18 protein-coding genes are annotated in these 19643 nt (G+C 72.8%); 7 read left to right on the forward strand and 11 right to left on the reverse strand.

Annotated features, from left to right (window positions below):
• Window positions 1-4: 4 nt before the first annotated feature.
• From GGQ55_RS22640 to GGQ55_RS22660, 5 genes are all read right to left on the reverse strand, one after another.
• Complete coding sequence (locus tag GGQ55_RS22640; RefSeq protein WP_179720634.1) at window positions 5-1477, reverse strand: flavin monoamine oxidase family protein; 1473 nt, start codon at window positions 1475-1477, stop codon at window positions 5-7.
• A gap of 80 nt (window positions 1478-1557) precedes the next feature.
• On the reverse strand, window positions 1558-2121 hold the full coding sequence (locus GGQ55_RS22645; protein WP_179720636.1) for a hypothetical protein: 564 nt from the start codon (window positions 2119-2121) through the stop codon (window positions 1558-1560).
• Between the two features lie 110 nt (window positions 2122-2231).
• On the reverse strand, window positions 2232-3380 hold the full coding sequence (locus tag GGQ55_RS22650) for an alpha/beta hydrolase-fold protein (protein ID WP_179720638.1): 1149 nt from the start codon (window positions 3378-3380) through the stop codon (window positions 2232-2234).
• Window positions 3377-4306 carry a hypothetical protein gene (locus tag GGQ55_RS22655; protein ID WP_179720640.1) on the reverse strand — a complete coding sequence of 310 codons (930 nt, stop codon included), beginning with the start codon at window positions 4304-4306 and terminating at the stop codon, window positions 3377-3379. Before GGQ55_RS22655 ends, GGQ55_RS22650 begins: the two co-directional genes overlap by 4 nt.
• A 4-nt stretch (window positions 4307-4310) precedes the next feature.
• The gene (locus tag GGQ55_RS22660; protein ID WP_179720642.1) at window positions 4311-5534 is read right to left on the reverse strand and encodes an ATP-grasp domain-containing protein; all 1224 of its coding nucleotides are present in this window, start codon (window positions 5532-5534) and stop codon (window positions 4311-4313) included.
• 96 nt (window positions 5535-5630) lie between these two features.
• Here GGQ55_RS22660 and GGQ55_RS22665 point away from each other — a divergent pair, with 96 nt between their 5' ends.
• The 3 genes from GGQ55_RS22665 to GGQ55_RS22675 are packed head-to-tail and all read left to right on the forward strand — an operon-like array spanning window position 5631 to window position 9017.
• The gene (locus tag GGQ55_RS22665) at window positions 5631-6857 is read left to right on the forward strand and encodes a hypothetical protein (RefSeq protein WP_179720644.1); all 1227 of its coding nucleotides are present in this window, start codon (window positions 5631-5633) and stop codon (window positions 6855-6857) included.
• Window positions 6858-6882: 25 nt separating this feature from the next.
• Entirely contained in the window at window positions 6883-8094 is a 1212-nt protein-coding gene (locus GGQ55_RS22670) for an ATP-grasp domain-containing protein (RefSeq protein WP_218859393.1), read from the forward strand.
• A 5-nt stretch (window positions 8095-8099) separates the two neighbouring features.
• A complete protein-coding gene (locus GGQ55_RS22675) occupies window positions 8100-9017 on the forward strand; it encodes an NADP-dependent oxidoreductase (RefSeq protein WP_179720646.1) in 918 nt (305 codons plus the stop codon).
• Window positions 9018-9333: 316 nt separating this feature from the next.
• On the opposite strand, the gene GGQ55_RS22680 is transcribed toward GGQ55_RS22675, so the two are convergent.
• Window positions 9334-10065, reverse strand: a complete 732-nt coding sequence (locus tag GGQ55_RS22680) for an esterase family protein (RefSeq protein WP_179720648.1) — start codon at window positions 10063-10065, stop codon at window positions 9334-9336.
• A 113-nt stretch (window positions 10066-10178) separates the two neighbouring features.
• Here GGQ55_RS22680 and GGQ55_RS22685 point away from each other — a divergent pair, with 113 nt between their 5' ends.
• Window positions 10179-11660: a glutamate-cysteine ligase family protein gene (locus GGQ55_RS22685; RefSeq protein WP_179720650.1), complete on the forward strand. Its 1482-nt coding sequence runs from the start codon at window positions 10179-10181 to the stop codon at window positions 11658-11660.
• Between the two features lie 9 nt (window positions 11661-11669).
• On the opposite strand, the gene GGQ55_RS22690 is transcribed toward GGQ55_RS22685, so the two are convergent.
• Window positions 11670-12923 (reverse strand): ATP-grasp domain-containing protein, encoded by a 1254-nt coding sequence (locus GGQ55_RS22690; RefSeq protein WP_179720652.1) that lies wholly within the window; start codon window positions 12921-12923, stop codon window positions 11670-11672.
• Between the two features lie 59 nt (window positions 12924-12982).
• On the reverse strand, window positions 12983-14398 hold the full coding sequence (locus tag GGQ55_RS22695; protein ID WP_179720654.1) for a M20/M25/M40 family metallo-hydrolase: 1416 nt from the start codon (window positions 14396-14398) through the stop codon (window positions 12983-12985).
• A 66-nt stretch (window positions 14399-14464) separates the two neighbouring features.
• Here GGQ55_RS22695 and GGQ55_RS22700 point away from each other — a divergent pair, with 66 nt between their 5' ends.
• Complete coding sequence (locus GGQ55_RS22700) at window positions 14465-15262, forward strand: phosphotransferase (RefSeq protein ID WP_179720657.1); 798 nt, start codon at window positions 14465-14467, stop codon at window positions 15260-15262.
• A 30-nt stretch (window positions 15263-15292) separates the two neighbouring features.
• Here GGQ55_RS22700 and GGQ55_RS22705 read toward each other — a convergent pair whose 3' ends face one another.
• The 3 genes from GGQ55_RS22705 to GGQ55_RS22715 form a co-directional block, all read right to left on the reverse strand.
• Window positions 15293-16030, reverse strand: a complete 738-nt coding sequence (locus tag GGQ55_RS22705; RefSeq protein ID WP_179720659.1) for an enoyl-CoA hydratase/isomerase family protein — start codon at window positions 16028-16030, stop codon at window positions 15293-15295.
• A gap of 101 nt (window positions 16031-16131) precedes the next feature.
• On the reverse strand, window positions 16132-16902 hold the full coding sequence (locus GGQ55_RS22710; RefSeq protein WP_179720661.1) for an SDR family NAD(P)-dependent oxidoreductase: 771 nt from the start codon (window positions 16900-16902) through the stop codon (window positions 16132-16134).
• A gap of 21 nt (window positions 16903-16923) precedes the next feature.
• Window positions 16924-17889, reverse strand: coding sequence for an NADPH:quinone oxidoreductase family protein (locus tag GGQ55_RS22715; protein WP_179720663.1), 966 nt, complete (start codon window positions 17887-17889; stop codon window positions 16924-16926).
• 151 nt (window positions 17890-18040) lie between these two features.
• On the opposite strand from GGQ55_RS22715, the gene GGQ55_RS22720 reads away from it, so the two are divergent.
• Both GGQ55_RS22720 and GGQ55_RS22725 read left to right on the forward strand, forming a co-directional pair.
• On the forward strand, window positions 18041-18931 hold the full coding sequence (locus GGQ55_RS22720; protein WP_179720665.1) for a sigma-70 family RNA polymerase sigma factor: 891 nt from the start codon (window positions 18041-18043) through the stop codon (window positions 18929-18931).
• Between the two features lie 34 nt (window positions 18932-18965).
• Window positions 18966-19631, forward strand: coding sequence for an NAD(P)-dependent oxidoreductase (locus tag GGQ55_RS22725; RefSeq protein WP_179720667.1), 666 nt, complete (start codon window positions 18966-18968; stop codon window positions 19629-19631).
• The last annotated feature ends 12 nt before the right edge of the window (window positions 19632-19643 follow it).

The following is a 19643-nucleotide window of genomic DNA, read 5'->3' on the forward strand; positions in this document are numbered from 1 at the left end:
CCGATCAGGCGCCGAGCACCTCGTCCGCCGCCCGCCGGCCGGAGGTGATGGCGCCGTCCATGTAGCCGTGCCAGTAGGTGGCGGTCTCGGTACCGGCCCAGTGCAGCCGGCCGACCGGCGCCCAGATCGCCTCCCGGGCCTGGGTCAGCAGGCCCGGCCCGAGCAGGTGCACCGGTCCCCCACGGCTCCAGATCTCGTCGGGCCAGTCCTGGACGACGACCTCCCGCGGCGTCGCCGCAGGCGGGCCGAAGAAGGTGACGAACTGACCGACGACGGCGGCCTTGAGCGCCTCGTGGTCGCCGCCCCACGTCCGGGCCTCGTCGCCGCCGACGAAGCCGAGCAGCCCTCCGAGCGCGTCGTCGGCGGGGGTCACGTCGTAGCAGATCTTGGCCGGCCCGGTGTCGCTGACGACGGCGCCGCTCAGCCCGTCCTCCCGCCAGAACGGCCGGTCGTAGCTGGCCTCGACCTTGAGCAGGCTGCCCTGCGGGCTGCGCTGCGTGTAGGAGTCGCGCGCGACCGGCAGCGGCGGGTCGTAGCTGATCCGGGCGGCCAGGGTCGGCGGGACGGCCACGACGGCGTGCGCGGCCGACACGGTCAGCCGGTCCCTGACGACCCGCACGCCGTCGGCGGTCTGCGTGATCTGCCGGACCGGAGAGGACAGCGCCACCCGGTCCCCCAGCTGCTCGGCCATGCGGAGCGAGAGCGACTGCGCGCCGTCGACGAACCGCCGCTCCTGCGCCCCGCCCTGCACGGCGATCAGCCGCTCGAAGGTCCCCGGGTTCTGCTCGTCGCCGGCGCAGGCGACGTACCAGAGGGCGTAGAGCAGCGAGATCTCCCGGGCCTCGGCGCCGAACAGCGCCTCGAACGCCCCTGAGGCGACCTTGCGGGTCTGCGGGGAGGCGGTGTGCGACCGCAGCCAGGAGTCCAGCGTCTGGCTGTCCCACTCCTCCGCCGAGTCGGCGTCCCACGGCGCGTCGACGGGCACCTCGGTGGACATCTGGTCGATCAGGGTGAGGACGGCGACGAGGTCGGGCAGGATCGTCGGGTCCGGCGGGGCGCCGCCGGTCGGGCCGCCACTGGGATAGGTCGTGCGCAGCCCGTGGCCGTAGTAGACCGCGTCGCCGTCGTCGACCTGCGCGAACGTGGCCAGCCCCAGCTCGGCGGCCAGGGCGGCCACCGCGTTCTGGGTGGGCCCGATCCACGTGCCGCCGAGGTCGGCCACGTGCCCGCCGGGCAGCGGGTGGTTGAGCGTGCGCCCACCCACCCGGTCCCGCGCCTCCAGGACGACGACGCTGCGCCCGGCGGCGGCCAGCCGGCGCGCGGCGCTCAGCCCGGCCAGTCCGGCGCCCACGACGACGACGTCCGCCGTGCGCTCCTCCGTCGTGGTGGCGGCGGCCGCCGCGGTCGGCGAGAGCGCCATCGCGCCGGCGGTGAGGGCGAGGCCGGAGAACAGCTGGCGGCGGCTGAGCTGGGGCATCGTGGCTGGTCCTGACGTCGGAGGGCCGGTCGGTCCTTCAACGAGCCCGGGGCCAGATCGTCACGGCCCTCTGTGCGCCCTCACCGTGGATAGCTCTCCGCTGCCACGATCAGGGGACGCAGGATGTCGAGGGCCACGGCGAGACTCTCATCGACCAGGCCGCTCTCGATCCAGAAGATGAACTCGTCCCCGACGAACCTCCACTCCGCCCGAGCGTCGATCTGCAGGCATCGCTGGGCTCGGTCGTCGTTGAGGACAGTTCTGGCGAAATCGGCGTCGACACCTGTCACCACGTACAGCTGTTGCCATCGTGCGGAATCGACGGGGAATTCCTCACCCTCGACCTCGTCGGGGTGCCAGACCAGCCTGTCTCGGCGCACCGCGGAAAGCGCCGGCACAGGATGGTCCAGGTCGACGACGCACACGAGAAAGTGTCGGAAGGCGTCCCTCTCCACCGTCTCGTCGTCGCTCCACAAGACGAAGTGGTATTCGAAGGCCGTGATCGAACGACCCGACAAGGTGCCCCGGACGACATTCCGGGCCCTGCGCCAGTTCCCGAAGCCGAACGGGTAGCTCTCCCACCGGTGGGTGAGCTCACGACGGGTGTGTTCGTGCTCCAGCCCGTGCCGGGACGCGAACTCCATGGCCGCAGCGTGATCGTCGTGCTCGGCCTGCCTGGTGGACGATCGTGGCACGGCACTGCCTCCGACCCGACGAGCAGTGATCCGCGTCAACGTTAACCGCCGGGGCGGCCCTATTCGTAGTAGAGCTTCTGCGGTCCCGGGTAGACCCAGGACAGCGCGTCGCGGAGCCGGTCCCGCCAGTTCTCCCAGGAGTGCCCGTCGCGCGCCTCGGTGTAGCGGACCTGCATGCCCGCGCTCTCGAACACGTGCACCATCGACCGGTTCGGCACGATGAGCTGCTCGTACACGCCGCACGACTGGTAGATCCGGTCGGCCACGCACCGCGGTTTGGCCCGGAACCGGTTCACGAACTTCACCACCGGGTCGAAGGCCGGCCCGCCGCCGTGGTCGGTGCCGATGTCGGTGAACACGAACGATCCGGACATCAGCACCAGCGACCCGTAGGTGTCCGGTGAGCGGTACGCCGCCGACAGCGCGGCGACCCCGCCGAACGACGAGCCCAGCAGGCACCGGCCCGCGCGCTGCCCGACGAGCGGCAGCGAGGACTCCAGCTCCGGCAGCAGCTCCTGGGTGAGGAACCGGGAGTGGGCCGCCGAGTTCGGGTACTCCGCCAGGCGGTCGCCGGGGTGGGTGAAGGCGACCACGGTCTCCGCCACGTCCAGCCGGTGGATCAGGTTGTCCAGGACGGTCTTCATCGAGGCGTACTGCAGGAAGTCCCCGCCGTCGTGCACCACCAGCAGCGGGTAGGACGCCGTCGGCCGGAACCGGGCCGGCAGGTAGAGCGAGACGTGCGCGTCGCGGCCGAGCGCGCGGCTGCGCAGCACGAGATCCCTCAGCTCGCCCGGGCGGGCCTCGGGATCGTGCAGCACCCAGTCGGGCGTCTCGTAGCCCGCGGCGAAGCAGACCGACGACGAGCCCATGGGGCTGTGCGACCGCTTCTCGTTGAGCGGGTCGTTGAACCGCTCGTAGTGCTCGCCGCGGCGGATCTCGATCTGGTACTCGACGCGGGAGCCCTCCGGCAGCTCGAGCACCAGGTACCACAGGTCGGTGCCGTGCAGCCGGCGCAGCGGGATCCGGTCGGGCAGCCCGACGATGCGCTGGCAGACCCACGCCTCGTCCGCCTCGCCGCGCCACAGGAAGGTGCACCGGTCCCCCTCGACCACCGGGACCTCGTGCCGGGCGAGGAACCGGTCGACCGCCTCGGCGTCGAGCGGTTTCGCCGACCTGAGCCGGTTGATGGCCAGCCGGGCCGCCGTCACGCCGCCGCTCCCTCGGTGATCCGCCCGTCGTCCCCGACCAGCCGGGCATCCGGCGGCAGGGCGCCGCCGGCGCCGAGGTCGACCCGGACGCCGTCGTCCAGGACCAGGCAGGATGCCGGCGCGAACCGGCGGGCCAGCACCGACATCCGGGGGTGGTCGTCGGTCAGCAGCCGCCGCCGTGCGTGCGGCAGCACGACCACCCCGGGGACGACGCCGAGGCCGGCGTCGAAGACCTCGGTCAGCGAGGCGCCCTGCGCCGCCCGGTCGTGGAACAGGACCACCCGCGGCGTCAGCGCCATCGCCCCGGCCGACCACGCGACCAGCCGCGGCGGCAGGTGCGGCGAGACGTGGAACAGGTGCAGGACGCGGAGCAGGTCGCCGACGTGGCCACCCGCGACGACCAGGCACTCCGCCGCGGCCAGGAGCCCGCGGACCTCCTCGCGGTGCCCGGCGATCGAGCCCCGCTCCTCCGGCCGCCACGTCGCGTAGAAGGCGGCGTGCAGCTCCTGCATCCGGGCCACGTGCGTCGCGTCGAGCAGCCGCACCGCGGCGAGCGCGTCCTCCAGCGCCATGGCCTGGGTGTTCGCGTGCCCGTCCGGCCGGGCGGCCACCGCGGACACCGCCTGCAGCGCGTGGTCCAGCCGGATCAGGTACAGCTGCTGCAGCTCGTCGAGCACGAGCCGGTGCTCGCGCTCGGCGGCGGCGTACTCCGGGTCGGCCCGCAGCACGTCCATCCAGCGGCCGAACAGCCGCAGGTTTCCCGCCCGCTCCCCACCGGCCAGGGCGAGGATCTCGGCGTCGTCGGCCTCCCGCTCCTGCCAGCCGGCGTTGACGACGGCCACCGGGCCCTCGACCCCCAGCGAGGACAGCACCCGGTCCAGCGTGGGCCGCCGCTGCGGGCCGAGCAGCGTGATCGAAGGCGTCACGGCGTCAGTTCGCGAAGACGTGCACGGTGCGGCCGACGTCGTCGAGCATCCCGCGCAGCGCGTCGAAGTCGGGGTGCCGCATGCGCACGTACGCGTTGGCCATGTAGCCGGCGGTCTCGGGCTGGGTCGGCGTCCCGGGGGGCGGCAGGTGCGCGTCCAGCACCCACTGCCCGTGCCGGGCCTGGATGTCGTCGACGCCCGAGTAGCCGGAGATGGTGCCGTCCCGCTCCGGGCGCAGGGCCACGATGCCGGCCGAGTACTGCCGCGACGGCTGCCCCCAGACCTGGCCGTGCACGATCGAATCGGCCCACTGGCGGTAGATGTCGAGGTCGTTGGCGGCCGAGTAGAGGTCCCACGCGCCGACGCCGGGCGGCCGGCAGCCGATCTCGCTGAACTTCAGCCCCTTCGGGCCGAAGAACCACTCCATGTGCGTGGCGCTGGTGCCGATCCCGAGCGCCTCGTTGACCCGTCGTCCCAGGTCGCGCAGCTCCTGGTAATCGGCCACGGAGTCGATCCGGTTGGTCGCCACGAACTGCGGCGAGATCCAGCGGGTGCGCATCGCCTCGAGCACGTTCGGGAAGTAGTGCGACACGAAGTCCAACGCCGGGACGCCGTCGACCGAGACCGTGTCGTAGAAGCCCTCGTGCCCCTCGACGAACTCCTCGACGGCGATCGAGTCCACGTGCTGGGCACCGAACAGACCCAGCGCCTCGTCCAGCCCGCTGTCGTCGTCGACCCGCGTGGTGTCCAGCGCGCCGGCACCGGACCGCGGCTTGAGGATCAGCGGGTAGCCCACCTCCCGGGCGAAGGACCTCACCTCCTCGGCGGTGGACGCCGCGGTCGACGCCGCGGTCGGCACGCCGGCCTCGCGCAGCACCTGCTTCATCGACGGCTTGTCCCGGCACAGCCACGCCGTCCGCACCGACGTCCCGGGGATGGTGCAGTTCTCCCGCACCTGGGCGGCGGTCAGGGTGTGCGACTCGATCGTCGCCTCGAGCCGGTCGACCCAGACCTTGTCCTGGATCCACCGGACGGCGTCGGTCATCACGCCGACGTCGGTGACGTCGGGCACCTGGTGGTAGTGCACCATCCACGACCGCAGCTCGTCGTCCAGCCACTCCCCCGGACGGTCGCCGACGCCGTAGACCGACGCCCCCACGTCGGCGAGGGCGCGCACGAAGTGGCGTTGCGTCGGCGGGAACGCCGGATCGACGAAGACCACGTTCATGCGGGGCACTCTAAGAGGCCTTTCGGCCCCCCGCAGGGTCCCACCGCGAGCGTGCGAGCGGTGGGGGGCGGGGGGTCCTTTCGGTAGCGTCCGCCCATGGTCGTCGCCGCGTTCGTCGCGCCGTACCTGCTGGAGGCCACGGCGCGCTTCGTCCGGGTCGCCGCCGAGCTGCCGGGTGTCCGGATCGGGCTGGTGACCTGCGAGCCGGTGGACCGGATCCCCCCGGACCTGCGCGAGCGGCTGGACGCCCACTGGCAGGTCGACGACGCGCTCGACCCGCGTCAGCTGGCCTGGGCGGTGTCCGGGCTGTCCGGGCAGATGGGCCGGGTGGAGCGGCTGGTCGGCGCCCTGGAGCAGCTGCAGGTGCCGCTCGCGCAGGTCCGCGAGTCGCTCGGCATCGAGGGCATGGACGTGGGGACCGCGATCAACGTGCGCGACAAGTCGCAGATGAAGGAGACGCTGCGGGCGGCCGGGGTCCCGTGCGCCCGGCACGCGCTCGTCCGCAGCGCGGGGCAGGCCATGGCCTTCGCCGACGAGGTCGGGTTCCCGCTGGTCGCCAAGCCGCCGGCGGGTGCCGGCGCGCAGTCGACGTTCCGGCTGGACGACGGCGACATGCTCCGGGGCTGGCTGGCCGCCGTGCCGCTGGGCGACGGCGACCCCGCGCTGCTCGAGGAGTTCCTCACCGGCGACGAGCACACCTTCGACAGCGTCACCGTCGGCGGGACGACGGTGTGGTCGTCGATCGCGGACTACCGCCCGCCGCCGCTGGAGGTCCTGCGCAACCCGTGGATCCAGTGGACCGTGCTGCTCCCCCGCGACATCGGCGGACCGCGGTACGAGGGCATCCACCGGTGGGGGCCGGCGGCGCTCGAGGCGCTGGGCGTCACCGACGCCCTGACCCACATGGAGTGGTTCGCCCGGCCCGACGGTTCGGTCGCCGTCTCGGAGGTGGCCGCCCGGCCGCCCGGAGCGGCGCTGACCTCGATGCACGGCTACGCGCACGACTTCGACCTGTACCGCGCGTGGGCGGAGCTGGTGATCCTCGGCCGGTTCGACGTCCCCGAGCGCCGGTTCGCCTCCGGGACCGCCTACCTGCGCGGGATGGGGCACGGCCGGGTGCGCGCGGTGCACGGCGTCGACGCCGTCCAGCAGCAGATCGGGCACCTGGTCGTGGAGGCCCGCCTGCCGCAGCCGGGACAGCCCGCCGGCGCCGACTACGTGGGCGAGGGGTACGTGATCGTGCGCGACCCCGACACCGCGGTGGTCGAGGACGCGCTGCACCGGCTCGTCGACGGGATCCGCGTGGAGCTCGCCGAGGCCTGACCATCCCCCAGCACCGGAGGTCGCCGTGAACGTCGTCATGCTCTCCCCCGGCTACCCGGCCGAGATGGCCTACTTCACCCGGGCGCTGGCCGGGACGGGAGCCCGGGTGATCGGGGTCGGCGACCAGCCGACGCACGCGCTGCCCGAGGCCGCCCGGTCGTCGCTCGCGCACTACGAGCACGTCAACCTCGCCGACGAGGGGGCGGTGCTCGACGCGCTGCGCGGGCTGTCCCGGCACGCCTCGCTCGACCAGGTGGAGTGCCTCTGGGAGCCGTACATGATCCTGGCCGCCCGGATCCGGGAGACGTTCGGCCTGCCCGGGATGACCGTCGAGCAGACCGTGCCGTTCCGCGACAAGGAGACGATGAAGCGCACGCTCGACGCCGCGGGGATCCGCACCCCGTGGCACGTCAGCGCGCGCTCGGTCGCCGAGGTCTGGGCGGCCGCGGAGAAGGTCGGCTACCCGCTCATCGTCAAGCCGATCGCCGGCGCCGGGTCGGCCGACACCTACCGGGTCGACTCCGACTCGCAGCTCACCGACGTGCTGCCGTTGCTCCGGCACGTGGCCGAGGTCAGCGTCGAGGAGTTCGTCGACGGCGAGGAGTTCACCTTCGACACCATCTGCGCGGGCGGGCAGATCCTGTTCGAGCACGTGCTCTGGTACCGGCCCCGGCCGCTGCAGATGCGCATGCACGAGTGGGTCAGCCCGGTGTCGATCTCGCTGCGCGACCTGTCGGTGCCCCAGCTGGCCGGCGGCCGGCGGATGGGCCACGCCGTGCTCGCGGCCCTGGGCTTCCGCTCCGGATTCACGCACATGGAGTGGTACCTCAAGGCCGACGGCGAGGCCGTGTTCGGCGAGATCGGGGCCCGGCCGCCCGGCGCCCGGGTGGTCGACGTCATGAACGTCGCGACGGACGGCGACACCTACGCCGGCTGGGCGCAGGCCGTCGTCCACGGCTCGATGCAGCCGCTGGAGCGCCGGTACAACTCGGGGGCCATCTTCAAGCGCGCCCGCGGCGAGGGCCGGATCACCCACTCCGAGGGCCTCGACGCGCTGCTGGCGCGGTACGGCGAGCACGTCGCGCTGCTGGACCTGCTGCCGGTGGGTGCGCCGCGCCGCGACTGGCGCTCGACGGTCACCGGCGACGGCATGGTCGTCGTCCGGCACCCCGAGCTGCAGCAGGTGATCGAGATGACCGAGGCCTTCGCCGGCGACTTCCAGCTCTACGCGTCGTGATCGCCATGAAGGCGATCGTCGTGACGGACCAGGCCGCAGGGACGGCCGGCATGACGCTGGTGGAGCGGCCCGAGCCGTCGGCGGCGATCAACGACGTCGTCGTCGAGGTCCGTGCGTCGGGGTTCGTGCCGACCGAGCTGACGTGGCCCTCGACCTGGACCGATCGCCGCGGCAGTGACCGGACACCTACGATCCCCGGGCACGAGCTGGCCGGGGTGGTCACCGCCCTCGGATACGGGACGACGGGGCTGTCGGTGGGCCAGCGGGTGTTCGGCCTGACGGACTGGTACCGCGACGGCACCCTGGCCGGCTACGTGGCCGTCGAGGCGCGCAACCTCGCGCCGCTGCCGGGCGACGTCGACTTTCCGGAGGGCGCCAGCCTGCCGATCTCGGGGCTGACCGCGTGGCAGGGACTGTTCGAGCACGGCCGCCTCCAGGCGGGGCAGAGCGTGCTCGTGCACGGCGCGGCCGGGGCGGTCGGGGCGGTGGTGGCGCAGCTCGCGCGTGAGTTCGGTGCGTACGTCATCGGCACCGGGCGCGCCGCCGACCGGCAGAAGTCGCTCGACTTCGGGGCACACGAGTTCGTGGACCTCGACGCCGACGCGCTGGACGACCTCGGCGGAGTCGACCTGGTCTTCGACGTCATCGGCGGCGACGTCCAGCGGCGATCGGCGGCCCTGGTTCGACCGGGGGGAACGCTGGTGTCCGTCGTCGGACCGGTCGAGGCGCGGCCCACCGACGGCCGGGCGGTCGATTTCGTCGTCGAGTCCGATCGTGCCCAGCTGGGCGAGGTCGTGCAGCGGGTGCGGGACGGGCGACTGCGGACGAACATCGGCACCGTCGCGTCCCTCGACGACGCCGTCGCCGCCCTCAACCCCACCGAGCGACGCACCGGGAAGACGATCATCCGCGTCCGTCGGTGACCATTGACTCCTCGGACCGGACCCACGCCGGCGTGCAGGCCGCACGACCAGCACCAAGCGCAAGGAGGCGGACGGGCTCGTCGAAACGGCGGCGCCGATCGTCGTGTCCTACTGGAACGGCGACCGGCTCGGCTGCTTCGACGGCCCCGACGCCACGGAGCAGTGGCGGAGGATCCGTCCCCACGTCATCAGCGATGAACCTCGGCGCCAGGGTGACATCGAATGGACGGCCGGACGGTGGGAAGACGACGACGGGCGTCCGCTCCTCCTCATGACCGGGCACTGCTGACACGGTCCGCGTCTGCGACGTCGGAGTTCAGGCCGGGAGCAGCTCGTCGAGGTACTGCGGCAGCATCCGCCGCCAGGTGGGCCACTCGTGCGGCCACTCCTCGCTCCACGCGTCGACGCGGTTCGGCACGCCCTTGCTGCCGAGGACGGCGCCGGCGTCCCAGGAGGAGTCGACGTCCTCCCACGCCCCCTGACCGGACGCGAGGATCGCGAACCGGGTGCGCAGCACCTCGAGCTGCTCGCCGTCCATCCCCGGGAGGAAGTCCAGCGGCGAGGCGAAGAAGAGGTCCTGCGAGAACCGGTGGTCGAGGAACCGCTGGATCCGGTAGGTGCCGCTCATGCCGACGGCGGCGCGGAACACGTCCGGGAACCGGCAGAGCACGGCGAGCGCGTTGAACGCCCCGATGGAGGCACCCGCCGTGACGATCGGCGTCTCGGCCCCGCCGAGGTCGGTCCGGATCGCCGGGACCACCTCGTGGCGGATGCAGTGGTGGAACTGGTTGAACAGCCACATCCGGTACTCGGGCGAGCCGGCCTTCTCCACCATCGCCCGGCCCGCGACGCTGTCGCACGAGTAGATCTTGATGCGGCCGGCCTCGATCATCGGCCAGCAGGCACCGATCACCCCGTTGCGCTCGATCTCCTCGGCGTCCCCACCCGCCGTTGGGAAGACCAGCACCGGGGTGCCGTAGTGACCCCACCGGGCCAGACCGATCGGCTGCTCCAGTCGCTCGGAGTACCACCGGTCGGTCACCTTCACGCCGCCAACCCTGGCACGGAAGCCGCGACGCGGCAGCGCGACGGGGCTGCCGACCAGCCGGTTCCGTGCCAACCTGACCGCACAGGTGGACCGACCGGTGGGAGGCGACCGGCATGGGCGAAGAGGTCGAGGCCCGGACGTTCTCCCGCACCGACCGCCTCAACTACCGGGAGAAGCTCCGGCGCTGCCTGGACGTGTTCGGCCGGATGCTCAACGAGTCGAAGTTCGACTTCGAGCACCCGCTGACCGGCACCGAGATCGAGTTCAACCTCGTCGACGCCCGGCAGGACCCGGCGATGCGCAACGAGGAGGTGCTCGCCGCGATCGCCGACGAGGTCTTCCAGGCGGAGATGGGCCAGTTCAACATCGAGATGAACGTGCGCCCCACCTCGCTGGCCGGCACGGCCGCGGCCGAACTCGAGGAGGAGCTGCGGGGCAGCCTCAACCAGGCCGAGGAGCGCGCCCGGGAGATCGGGGCGCACATCATCATGATCGGCACGCTGCCGACCCTCTCCCCCGAGCACGTCACCGCCGACGCGATCACCGCCCACCCGCGCTACGCGCTGATCAACGAGCAGATCTTCGCCGCCCGGGGCGAGGACCTGCACATCGCGATCGACGGCCCCGAGCGGCTGGACATGCACGCCGACACGATCGCCCCGGAGGCGGCCTGCACCAGCACCCAGTTCCACCTGCAGGTGAGCCCGCAGGACTACGCGGCCCACTGGAACGCCGCGCAGTGCATCGCCGGCGTCCAGGTGGCGCTCGGCGCCAATTCGCCGTTCCTCTTCGGCAAGGAGCTGTGGCGGGAGACCCGCATCCCCCTGTTCGAGCAGGCCACCGACACCCGGCCGCTGGAGCTCAAGGAGCAGGGCGTCCGGCCCCGGGTCTGGTTCGGCGAGCGCTTCATCACCTCGGTGTTCGACCACTTCGAGGAGAACGTCCGGTACTTCCCCGCCCTGCTGCCGGTCTGCGACGACGAGGACCCGGTCGCCACCCTCGACCGGGGCGACGTCCCCCGGCTGGCCGAGCTCCGGATGCACAACGGGACCATCTACCGCTGGAACCGGCCGGTGTACGACATCCACCAGGGCACGCCCCACCTCCGGATCGAGAACCGGGTGCTGCCCGCCGGGCCGAGCATCGTGGACGTGTTCGCCAACGGCGCCTTCTACTACGGGCTGCTGCACACCCTGGCCCGCCAGGACCGGCCGGTGTGGTCGCAGATGTCGTTCGCCACCGCGGAGGACAACTTCACCGAGGGCGCCCGGCGAGGCATCCACGCCCAGCTCTACTGGCCGGGACTGGGCACCGTGCCGGTCACCGAACTGGTGCTGCGGCGACTGCTGCCCATGGCCCGGCAGGGGTTGGCGGAGCGGGACGTGGACACCGCGGTCGTCGACCGGCTGCTGGGCGCCGTCGAGCGCCGCTGCACCGCCTACCGCAACGGCGCGGAGTGGCAGGCCGAGACGTTCCACCGGATCGACGAGCAGCGCCGGCCCCTGGACCGCCGCGACGCGCTGCGGGAGATGCTGCGCCGCTACAGCGAGCTCATGCACGCCAACGAGCCGGTCGCCGACTGGCCGGTCCCGTAGGACGCCCGGTCACACGCGGTTGAGGCGGGTCTCCTCGTCGCGCACCCACAGGCCGAGCAGGCCGCGGTAGTGCGCGATGAAGTGGTCGTGCTCGTGCGGCGGGAAGGTGGCGCGCACGGTGTCGACGAGCAGCCGGTCGAAGTCCGGACCGCGCACCCAGTCGTGCATGACCTCGTCGAGGTGGCCCAGCCGGCTGGCGCAGAAGTCGGAGTAGGCCTCGGTCTCGAAGTACTCGTCGGCCATGGTGCGGTACTCGCGCAGCTTCTCCTCGTAGCTGAGGTCGGTCCGGTCGGCGATGTCGAAGTAGCGCCGCGTCGCCAGGTCCAACCGGGGACGGCGACCGGTGGCCGTGCAGTAGACCGTCCACCGGACCAGCGCCTTGATCGCCCACGGGAAGTAGTAGTGGAGGCTGGTCAGGGCGATGTCCGGGCAGGCGTTCGCGTAGTCGATCGGGTAGACGACGCCGTCGCGGATGAGGGTCTCGCAGGAGTTGAACTCCCAGCGGAAGAACGCGTTGACCAGCCGGCCGATGGTGACCGTCTCGTCACCGGTCGCCGCGTCCAGGAAGCCGTGCGCGACCGAGTAGCGGCCGTGCATGGGCTGGTCGGGGTCGAACTTCATCACCATGGTCTCGGGGCCGATCGACAGGCTGCGCGCGAAGACGTCGTAGCCGGCGACCGCCTTCTGCAGGTGCATCAGCCGCTGCCCGGACTCGTCGTAGGCCCGGTGCAGCTCGTCCCGGTCGCGGATCATGCTCACGCCGACCCAGGCGCCGCCGTCGTAGGGCTTCATGAACAGCGGGTAGCCCAGGCGCTCGGCGATCGCGTCGAGGTCGAACGGCTGGTTGTACTTCTCCGCCGTGTAGGCGTACTTGGTGTGATCCGGCGGGTTCTTGTACGGGATCAGCACCGTGTCCGGCACCTTCAGCCCCAGCCGCAGCATCGCGCAGTAGGCGGCGTGCTTCTCCATGCTCTGGAAGGTGAACGGGCTGTTGAGGAGGTAGACGTCGTCCATCAACGCCGCCTTCTTCAGCCACTCGCGGGGGTGGTAGTACCAGTAGGCCAGCCGGTCGATGACCAGGTCGTAGCGGGGGCGGCTGCACAGGTCGAACGGCTCGATGGTGATCCGCTCGACGTCGTAGTGGTGCGCCGTCCCCCTGCCGTCGACGACGGGGCCGAGTCTGCGCACGATCGCCTCGAAGGCGGTGGGCCAGTCCTCCTCGGTCCCGAGCAGCAGTCCGATGAGGTGCTGGTGGTCGGACATCGACGCTCCTCGAACGGTGGGGCCCGCTCCGCCCTGACCTGCGCGGACGTGGACGGATCCTATGACCGGCCGGGGACGAGGGCGAGTTCGCGCCACAGGTGCGCGGCCGCCTCGGCCCCGCGGTGCAGCATGCTCAGCAGCACCCGCTCGTTGGGCGAGTGGATCCGGTCGGTGGGCAGCCCCGCGCCCAGGAACAGCAGCGGCGCGCCGAGCTGCTCGACCAGCGCGGCCTCCGGTCCGCTGCCGCCCTCGCGCAGGGAGAGCACCTCGTCGGGATCGCCGTCCCAGGCCTCGGCGATCGCCCGCCGCAGGGCGGCCATGCCGGGCGAGTCGAGGTCGCTGGCGCACGGGGCGACGCCGGCCTTCTCGACCCGCACCTCGGCGGTGACCCCCTCGGGCAGCCCCTGGTCGACCCAGGCGCGGACCTGGTCGGCGACGTCGGCCGGCGCCTGGTCGGCCACCAGCCGGAAGCTGATCTTGGCGTGCGCCTCGGCCGGGATGATCGTCTTGTGGCCCGGGCCCTGGTAGCCGCCCCACATGCCGTTGACCTCCGCGGTCGGCCGGGCGCCGAGCCGTTCCAGGGTGCTGAAGCCGGCCTCTCCGTGCGCCGCCGAGCCCGCAGCCGGTCCGGCCAGCCACGCCTGCTCGTCGAACGGCACCCGGGTCATCAGCTCCCGCTCCCGGTCGCCGAGGGGCCGGACCTTGTCGTAGAAGCCGGGCAGGGTGACCCGGCCCTGCTCATCGTGCAGACCGGCCAGCAGCTCGGCCAGGGCGTGCAGCGGGTTGGGCACCGCGCCGCCGAACGACCCGGAGTGCAGGTCGACGGCTGGTCCGCGCACGGTGATCTCGGCGCCGGCCAGCCCGCGCATCGAGACGACGGCGCCGGGCAGGTCGGGGGCGGCCATGCCGGTGTCGCTGACGACGACGACGTCGCAGTCCAGCTGGGCCCGCCGCTCCTTCAGCAGCGCGGTGAAGTGCCGCGAGCCGGACTCCTCCTCGCCCTCGACGAGCAGCTTCACGGTCACCGCCGGGCTGTCCCCGCCGGTGGCGGCGAGGTGCGCGCGCATGCCGAGCAGGTGCATGGCGACGTTGCCCTTGTCGTCGATGGCGCCGCGGGCGTGCAGCTCCGGGCCGTCCGGCCCCTCGACGAGAGTGGGCTCGAACGGCGGGTGCACCCACAGCTCCACCGGGTCCACCGGCTGCACGTCGTGGTGGCCGTAGACCAGCGCGACCGGCGCGCCCGGATCGGCCGAGGGCCACTCGGCGAAGACGGCGGGCGCACCCGGCGTCGGCCAGATCTCGACCGTCGGGAAGCCGGTGGAGCGCAGCGCCTCGGCCAGCCATTCGGCGCTGCGGACGACGTCGGGGGCGTGCGCGGGATCGGCTGAGATCGACGGGATGCGCAGCCAGGCCTCGAGATCGGCGTGCAGGTCTTCGAGGTGGGACCGGACGTACTCGCGCTCGGGGCTGCTCACGCCCCGGACCGTAGCCCGCTGCAGAGGACGTCCCGCCGGACCTCCGTCGTGCGGCACGCTGCCGGCATGGGGATCGAGCAACCGCTCACCGGAGGCATGGACCCGTCCGCGGGGGTGGTCCGCGTCGGCGACACGGTGCGTCGCCCCGCCGGGCGGTCCGCGGTGTGCAGCCTGCTGCTGCACCTCGAGCGCGAGGGCTTCGAGGGGGTCCCCCGGTTCCTCGGCACGGACGACGAGGGGCGCGACGTCCTGACCTTCGTCGAGGGCGACGTGCCGCTCCCGCCGTACCCGTCCTGGGCGCTGACCGACGCCGCCCTGCAGGACCTCGGGCGCCTGGTCCGCCGCTTCCACCAGGCGACGGCGACCTTCGACGCGGCCTCGGCAACCGGCTGGTCCGGCGAGTGGGCCGACCCGCAGGGCGGTCCGGTGATCTGCCACAACGACCTGTTCCCCGAAAACGTCGTGTTCCGGGGCGGGCACGTCGTCGGGCTGATCGACTTCGCCGAGGCCGGGCCCGGCCGCCCGTTCTGGGACCTGGCGATCGCGGCGCAGGAGTGGGCGCCCCTGCACGCCCCCGGCGCGCGCCTGCACCACCCGGACGACCTCGACGGCGTCCGCCGCACGGCGCTGCTCGCGCACGCGTACGGCGTGGATCCGGAGCGGGCGGAGGAGTTCGTCGACGTCATCGCGGAGGAACGGGTGCAGCAGCTCGGGAACGTGCGCCGGCACGTGGCGGCCGGCGCCGAGCCGTGGGCGTCGTTCTGGCGCGAGAGCGAGGGCGAGGACCGCGCGGCCGCCGACGACGCCTGGCTCCAGGACCAGCGTTCGGCGCTGATCGACGCGATCCGGGCGCCTGGCCCGTAGGACGTGCGCGGATGAGGGAGCGGCTGCGGGTCAGTCCGACCAGGCCGGCGGGCGCCTGCTGAGGAAGGCGTCCAGCCCCTCGTGGAAGTCCGCCGTCCCGGCCAGCGCCACCGCCTCGTCCCGCTCGATGGCCAGGCCCTCCTCGAAGGGCAGGTCGACGCCCTCGGTGATGCACCGCCGGATCGCCGCCAGGGCGCGCGCCGGCTTCCGGGCCAGGCCCGCGGCGTAGCCCTGCACCTCCTCGCGGAGCCGCTCGGCCGCCACGACGACGTCGACGAGGCCGATCGCGTGGGCTTCCTCGGCACCGAGCAGGGTGCCCTCGTAGAGGTAGCGCAGCGCCCGGGGCCGGCCCAGCAGCCGGGCCAGGGCCTGCGTCGCGCCGACCGGCGGCAGAAAGCCGATGTTGATCTCCGGTTGGCCGAGCCGTGCGGTGCTCGCGGCGAAGCGGACGTCGCAGTGCAGCACCATCTCCAGACCGCCGCCGACCGCGATGCCGTGGACGGCGGCCAGCAGCGGTTTCGGCGACGCGCGCATCAGGCGGACCAGGTCATGGCAGACGTCGACCCAGCGCCGCATGTCGTCGGCGTCCATGTCGAGGAAGACCCCCAGGTCGGCGCCGACGCTGAAGTGCGCGTCGAGGGCGCTGGCGAACACCACCACCCGGACAGCAGGGTCGGCGAGGTGCTGCTCCAGCGCTTCCGGGACCTCCCGCAGCATCTCCCAGTGGAAGGCGTTGACCGGCGGCCGGTCGTACTCGATCCACCCCACCCGGTCTTGCACCGTGACTCGCAAGAAGTCGGCCATCCGCCCCCCTCGCACCCCGGACCGAGCCTAGAGCCGGAGAAGGGGCCGTCGTCCCTGCCCGGAGCTCAGCGGGGAGGCATCCGGATCGCCCCGTCGAGGCGGATGGTCTCGCCGTTCATGTAGTCGTTGGTGAGCACCTCGAGGGCCATCGAGGCGAACTCCTCGGCCCGACCGAGGCGGTTCGGGTAGACGACGCTCTCGCCGAGCTTGGCCTTGAAGGCCTCGGCCTGCTCCCCGGAGCCGTAGATCGGGGTGTCGATCAGCCCCGGCGCGATGGTGTTGACGCGGATCCCGTGGCGGGCCAGGTCGCGGGCCATCGGCAGGGTCATGCCGACCACGCCGCCCTTCGACGCCGAGTACGGGGTCTGCCCGATCTGCCCGTCGAAGGCGGCCGCCGACGCGGTGTTGAGGATGGCGCCGCGCGAGGTGCCGTCGGCCAGCGGCTCGGTCGCGGCCATCGCCGAGGCGGCGAGCCGGGCGCAGTTGTACGTGCCGACCAGGTTGACCCGGAGGACGAACTCGAACTGCTCGAGCGGGATCGGGGCGAGGTCCCGGCCGATGATCCGGCCGGCCCGGCCCAGTCCGGCGCTGTTGACCAGGATCCGCAGCGGCCCCAGCTCCGAGGCGGTCTCGACCGCGGCTCGCACCTGCTCCTCGTCGGCGACGTCGGCCTTGACGTACGCCCCGCCGATCTCGCCGGCGACCTTCTCGCCCTTCTCGTCCTGCAGGTCGAGCACGACCACCTTGCTGCCCCGCTGGGCGAGCAGCCGCGCCGTCGCCTCACCGAGACCCGACGCGCCACCGGTCACGATGGCCGATGCACCCGCGATGTCCATGACGAAGTCCCTCCACGCTTTCTACGGTTCGAGCACTACCTTGCCGAGCACGCTGCGCTCCCCCAGGAGCGCCACCGCCTCACCCGCCCGCTCCAGCGGGTAGGTCCCGCTGATCGGCGGGGCGACGACGCCCGACTCGAGATGCGGCAGCAGCCGGTCCCACTCCTGGCGGACGTAGCCCTCGCGCGGCATCGCATACGCGCCCCAGCCGACGCCGCGGACGTCGATGTTGTTCAGCAGCAGCCGGTTGACCTTGACGGACGGGATCTCGCCGTCGGTGAACCCGATGACCAGCAGCCGGCCGAGCGGGGCCAGGCAGCGCAGCGAGTCGGTGAACCGCGGGCCGCCGACCGGGTCGACCACCATGTCCACGCCGTTCCCGCCGGTCAGCTCCAGGACGGCGTCCTTGAAGTTCTCGACGAGCACGGCCTCGTGGGAGCCCACGCCGGTGACGAACTCGGCCTTCTCCGGAGTGGAGACCACCGAGATCACGCGCGCGCCGAGAGCGGCGGCGAGCTGGATGGTCGCCGTCCCGATGCCCCCTGCGGCGCCGTGCACGAGCACGGTCTCCCCCTCCCGCAGCTGCCCGCGGGTGGTCAGGGCGAAGCTCATGGTCAGGTAGTTCATCGGGACGCAGGCGCCCTCGGCGAAGCTCGTGCGGTCCGGCAGCGGGAACACCGACGACGCCGGCACCGACACCCGTTCGGCGAAGGCCCCGAGCGTGCTGGAGCCGGCCACCCGGTCACCCGGGGAGAACTCCGAGGACGACGGCGCCTCGAGCACGACGCCGGCGAACTCCCCGCCGAGGACGAACGGACGCTCGGGCTTGTACTGGTACCGGTCCTGCGTGAGCAGCAGGTCGGGGAAGTTCACCCCCGCCGCCCGCACCTCGACGAGCACCTCGTGCTCCGCGCGGACCGGGTCCGCCACCTCGCCGACCTCGAGGGCCTCCGGCCCGTCCGGCCGCGTCACCTGAACAGCGCGCATGCGTTCCCCTTCACCAGGCAAGGACAGCTCGTGCGCGATCGTGCCATCGCCCCGACGACGACCTGCGGTCCGGTCACACTTCCGCTCCCCCAGCGGTCATAGCGGTGACCGACGAGACGTCGGGGACGCGACCGGAGAGGACGCTCGATCGATGGACGACCGCGACTGGCTGGCGGAGCGGTTCGAGGAGAACCGGGCCCGGCTGCGGACCGTGGCCTACCGGATGCTGGGGTCGCTCGCCGAGGCCGAGGACGCCGTGCAGGAGGGCTGGCTGCGCCTGAGCCGCAGCGACACCAGCGCGGTGGAGAACCTCTCCGGATGGCTGACGACCGTGGTCGGGCGCGTCTGCCTCACCATGCTGCAGGCACGCAGGTCGCGACGAGAGGACCCGCTGGACGCCCACGTGCCCGATCCCCTCGTCAGCCTCGACGAGCGGCTCGACCCGGAGCACGAGGCGGTGCTCGCCGACTCCGTCGGTCTCGCGCTCCTCGTCGTGCTGGAGACGCTGGACCCGCCCGAGCGCCTGGCCTTCGTGCTCCACGACATGTTCGACGTGCCGTTCCCGGAGATCGCGGCGATCGTCGGCCGCTCGGAGGGCGCGGCCCGTCAGCTCGCGAGCCGGGCCCGCCGCAAGGTCAAGGGGGCGGCGCCCGTACCGGACGAGGATCCGGTCCGCCAGCGCGTCGTCGTCGACGCCTTCCTCGCCGCGGCGCGGGCCGGGGACTTCGACGCGCTCGTGGCCGTGCTCGACCCGGACGTCGTCCTGCGCGCGGACAGCGGCGCGCTGCCCGCCCGGCCGTCGCGGGTGATCCGCGGCGCGGCCTCGGTGGCCGAGCAGGCCGTGGTGTTCGCGCGCCCCGACCGGGCCGTCGGACCGGCGCTGGTCAACGGGGCCGCCGGGCTGGTCGCGCGCACCGCGAGCGGGCGGCCCGTCGCGGTCATGGGATTCACGGTGGCCGGCGGCAGGATCGTCGAGATCGACGTCCTGGCCGACCCCGCGCGCGTGTCGCACGTCGTCCTGCACGAGACGGAGGACCGATGACCGGGAGGAACTCCGCACGGAAGGGGGCGGGGACATGAAGCTCACCGTCGTGGCGGCGACCGGCCGCATCGGCACGCTCGTCACGGAGCAGGCGCTCGCCGCGGGACACGACGTCACCGCCGTGGCGCGCAATCCCGCAGCGCTCTCGACGCGCACCCGGGTCGTTCCCGCCGATCTGCTGCGCGACGGCCCGGACGTGCTGGTTCCCGCGCTGGCCGGGGCCGACGCCGTCGTGTCGTGCCTGGGGCGCCGAACCGCTGCCGACGCCGGCGTCACCCCGCGAGGTACCCAGGCGATCGTCGAGGCGATGCAGGTGGCCGGGGTGCGCCGCGTCGTGGCCATCAGCGCCGCCCCGATCGGGACCGTGCCCTCGCCCGGCCGACCCGCACCGCCCCGGCACGACCCCGGGGACGGGCTGCTCATGCGCACGGTCCTCAGCCCGCTGGTGAAGACCGTGTTCCGGGCCTACTACGCAGAACTCGCCGTCATGGAGGACGTCCTGCGGGAGAGCGGCACCGACTGGACCGTGGTCCGGCCACCCCGGCTGACGAACGGTCCGCTCACCGGCACCTACCGGACCGCCGTTGACCGGAACGTCCGGCGGGGCCCGACCGTCTCGCGGGCCGACGTCGCCCATCTCGTGCTGCGGGTCCTGGAGCAGCCCGCCACCGTCCACCGGACGATCGGGCTGGCCACCTGAGCGCCCCGTCCC

Source organism: Petropleomorpha daqingensis, from assembly GCF_013408985.1.
In the GTDB taxonomy this organism is placed as follows: domain Bacteria; phylum Actinomycetota; class Actinomycetes; order Mycobacteriales; family Geodermatophilaceae; genus Petropleomorpha; species Petropleomorpha daqingensis.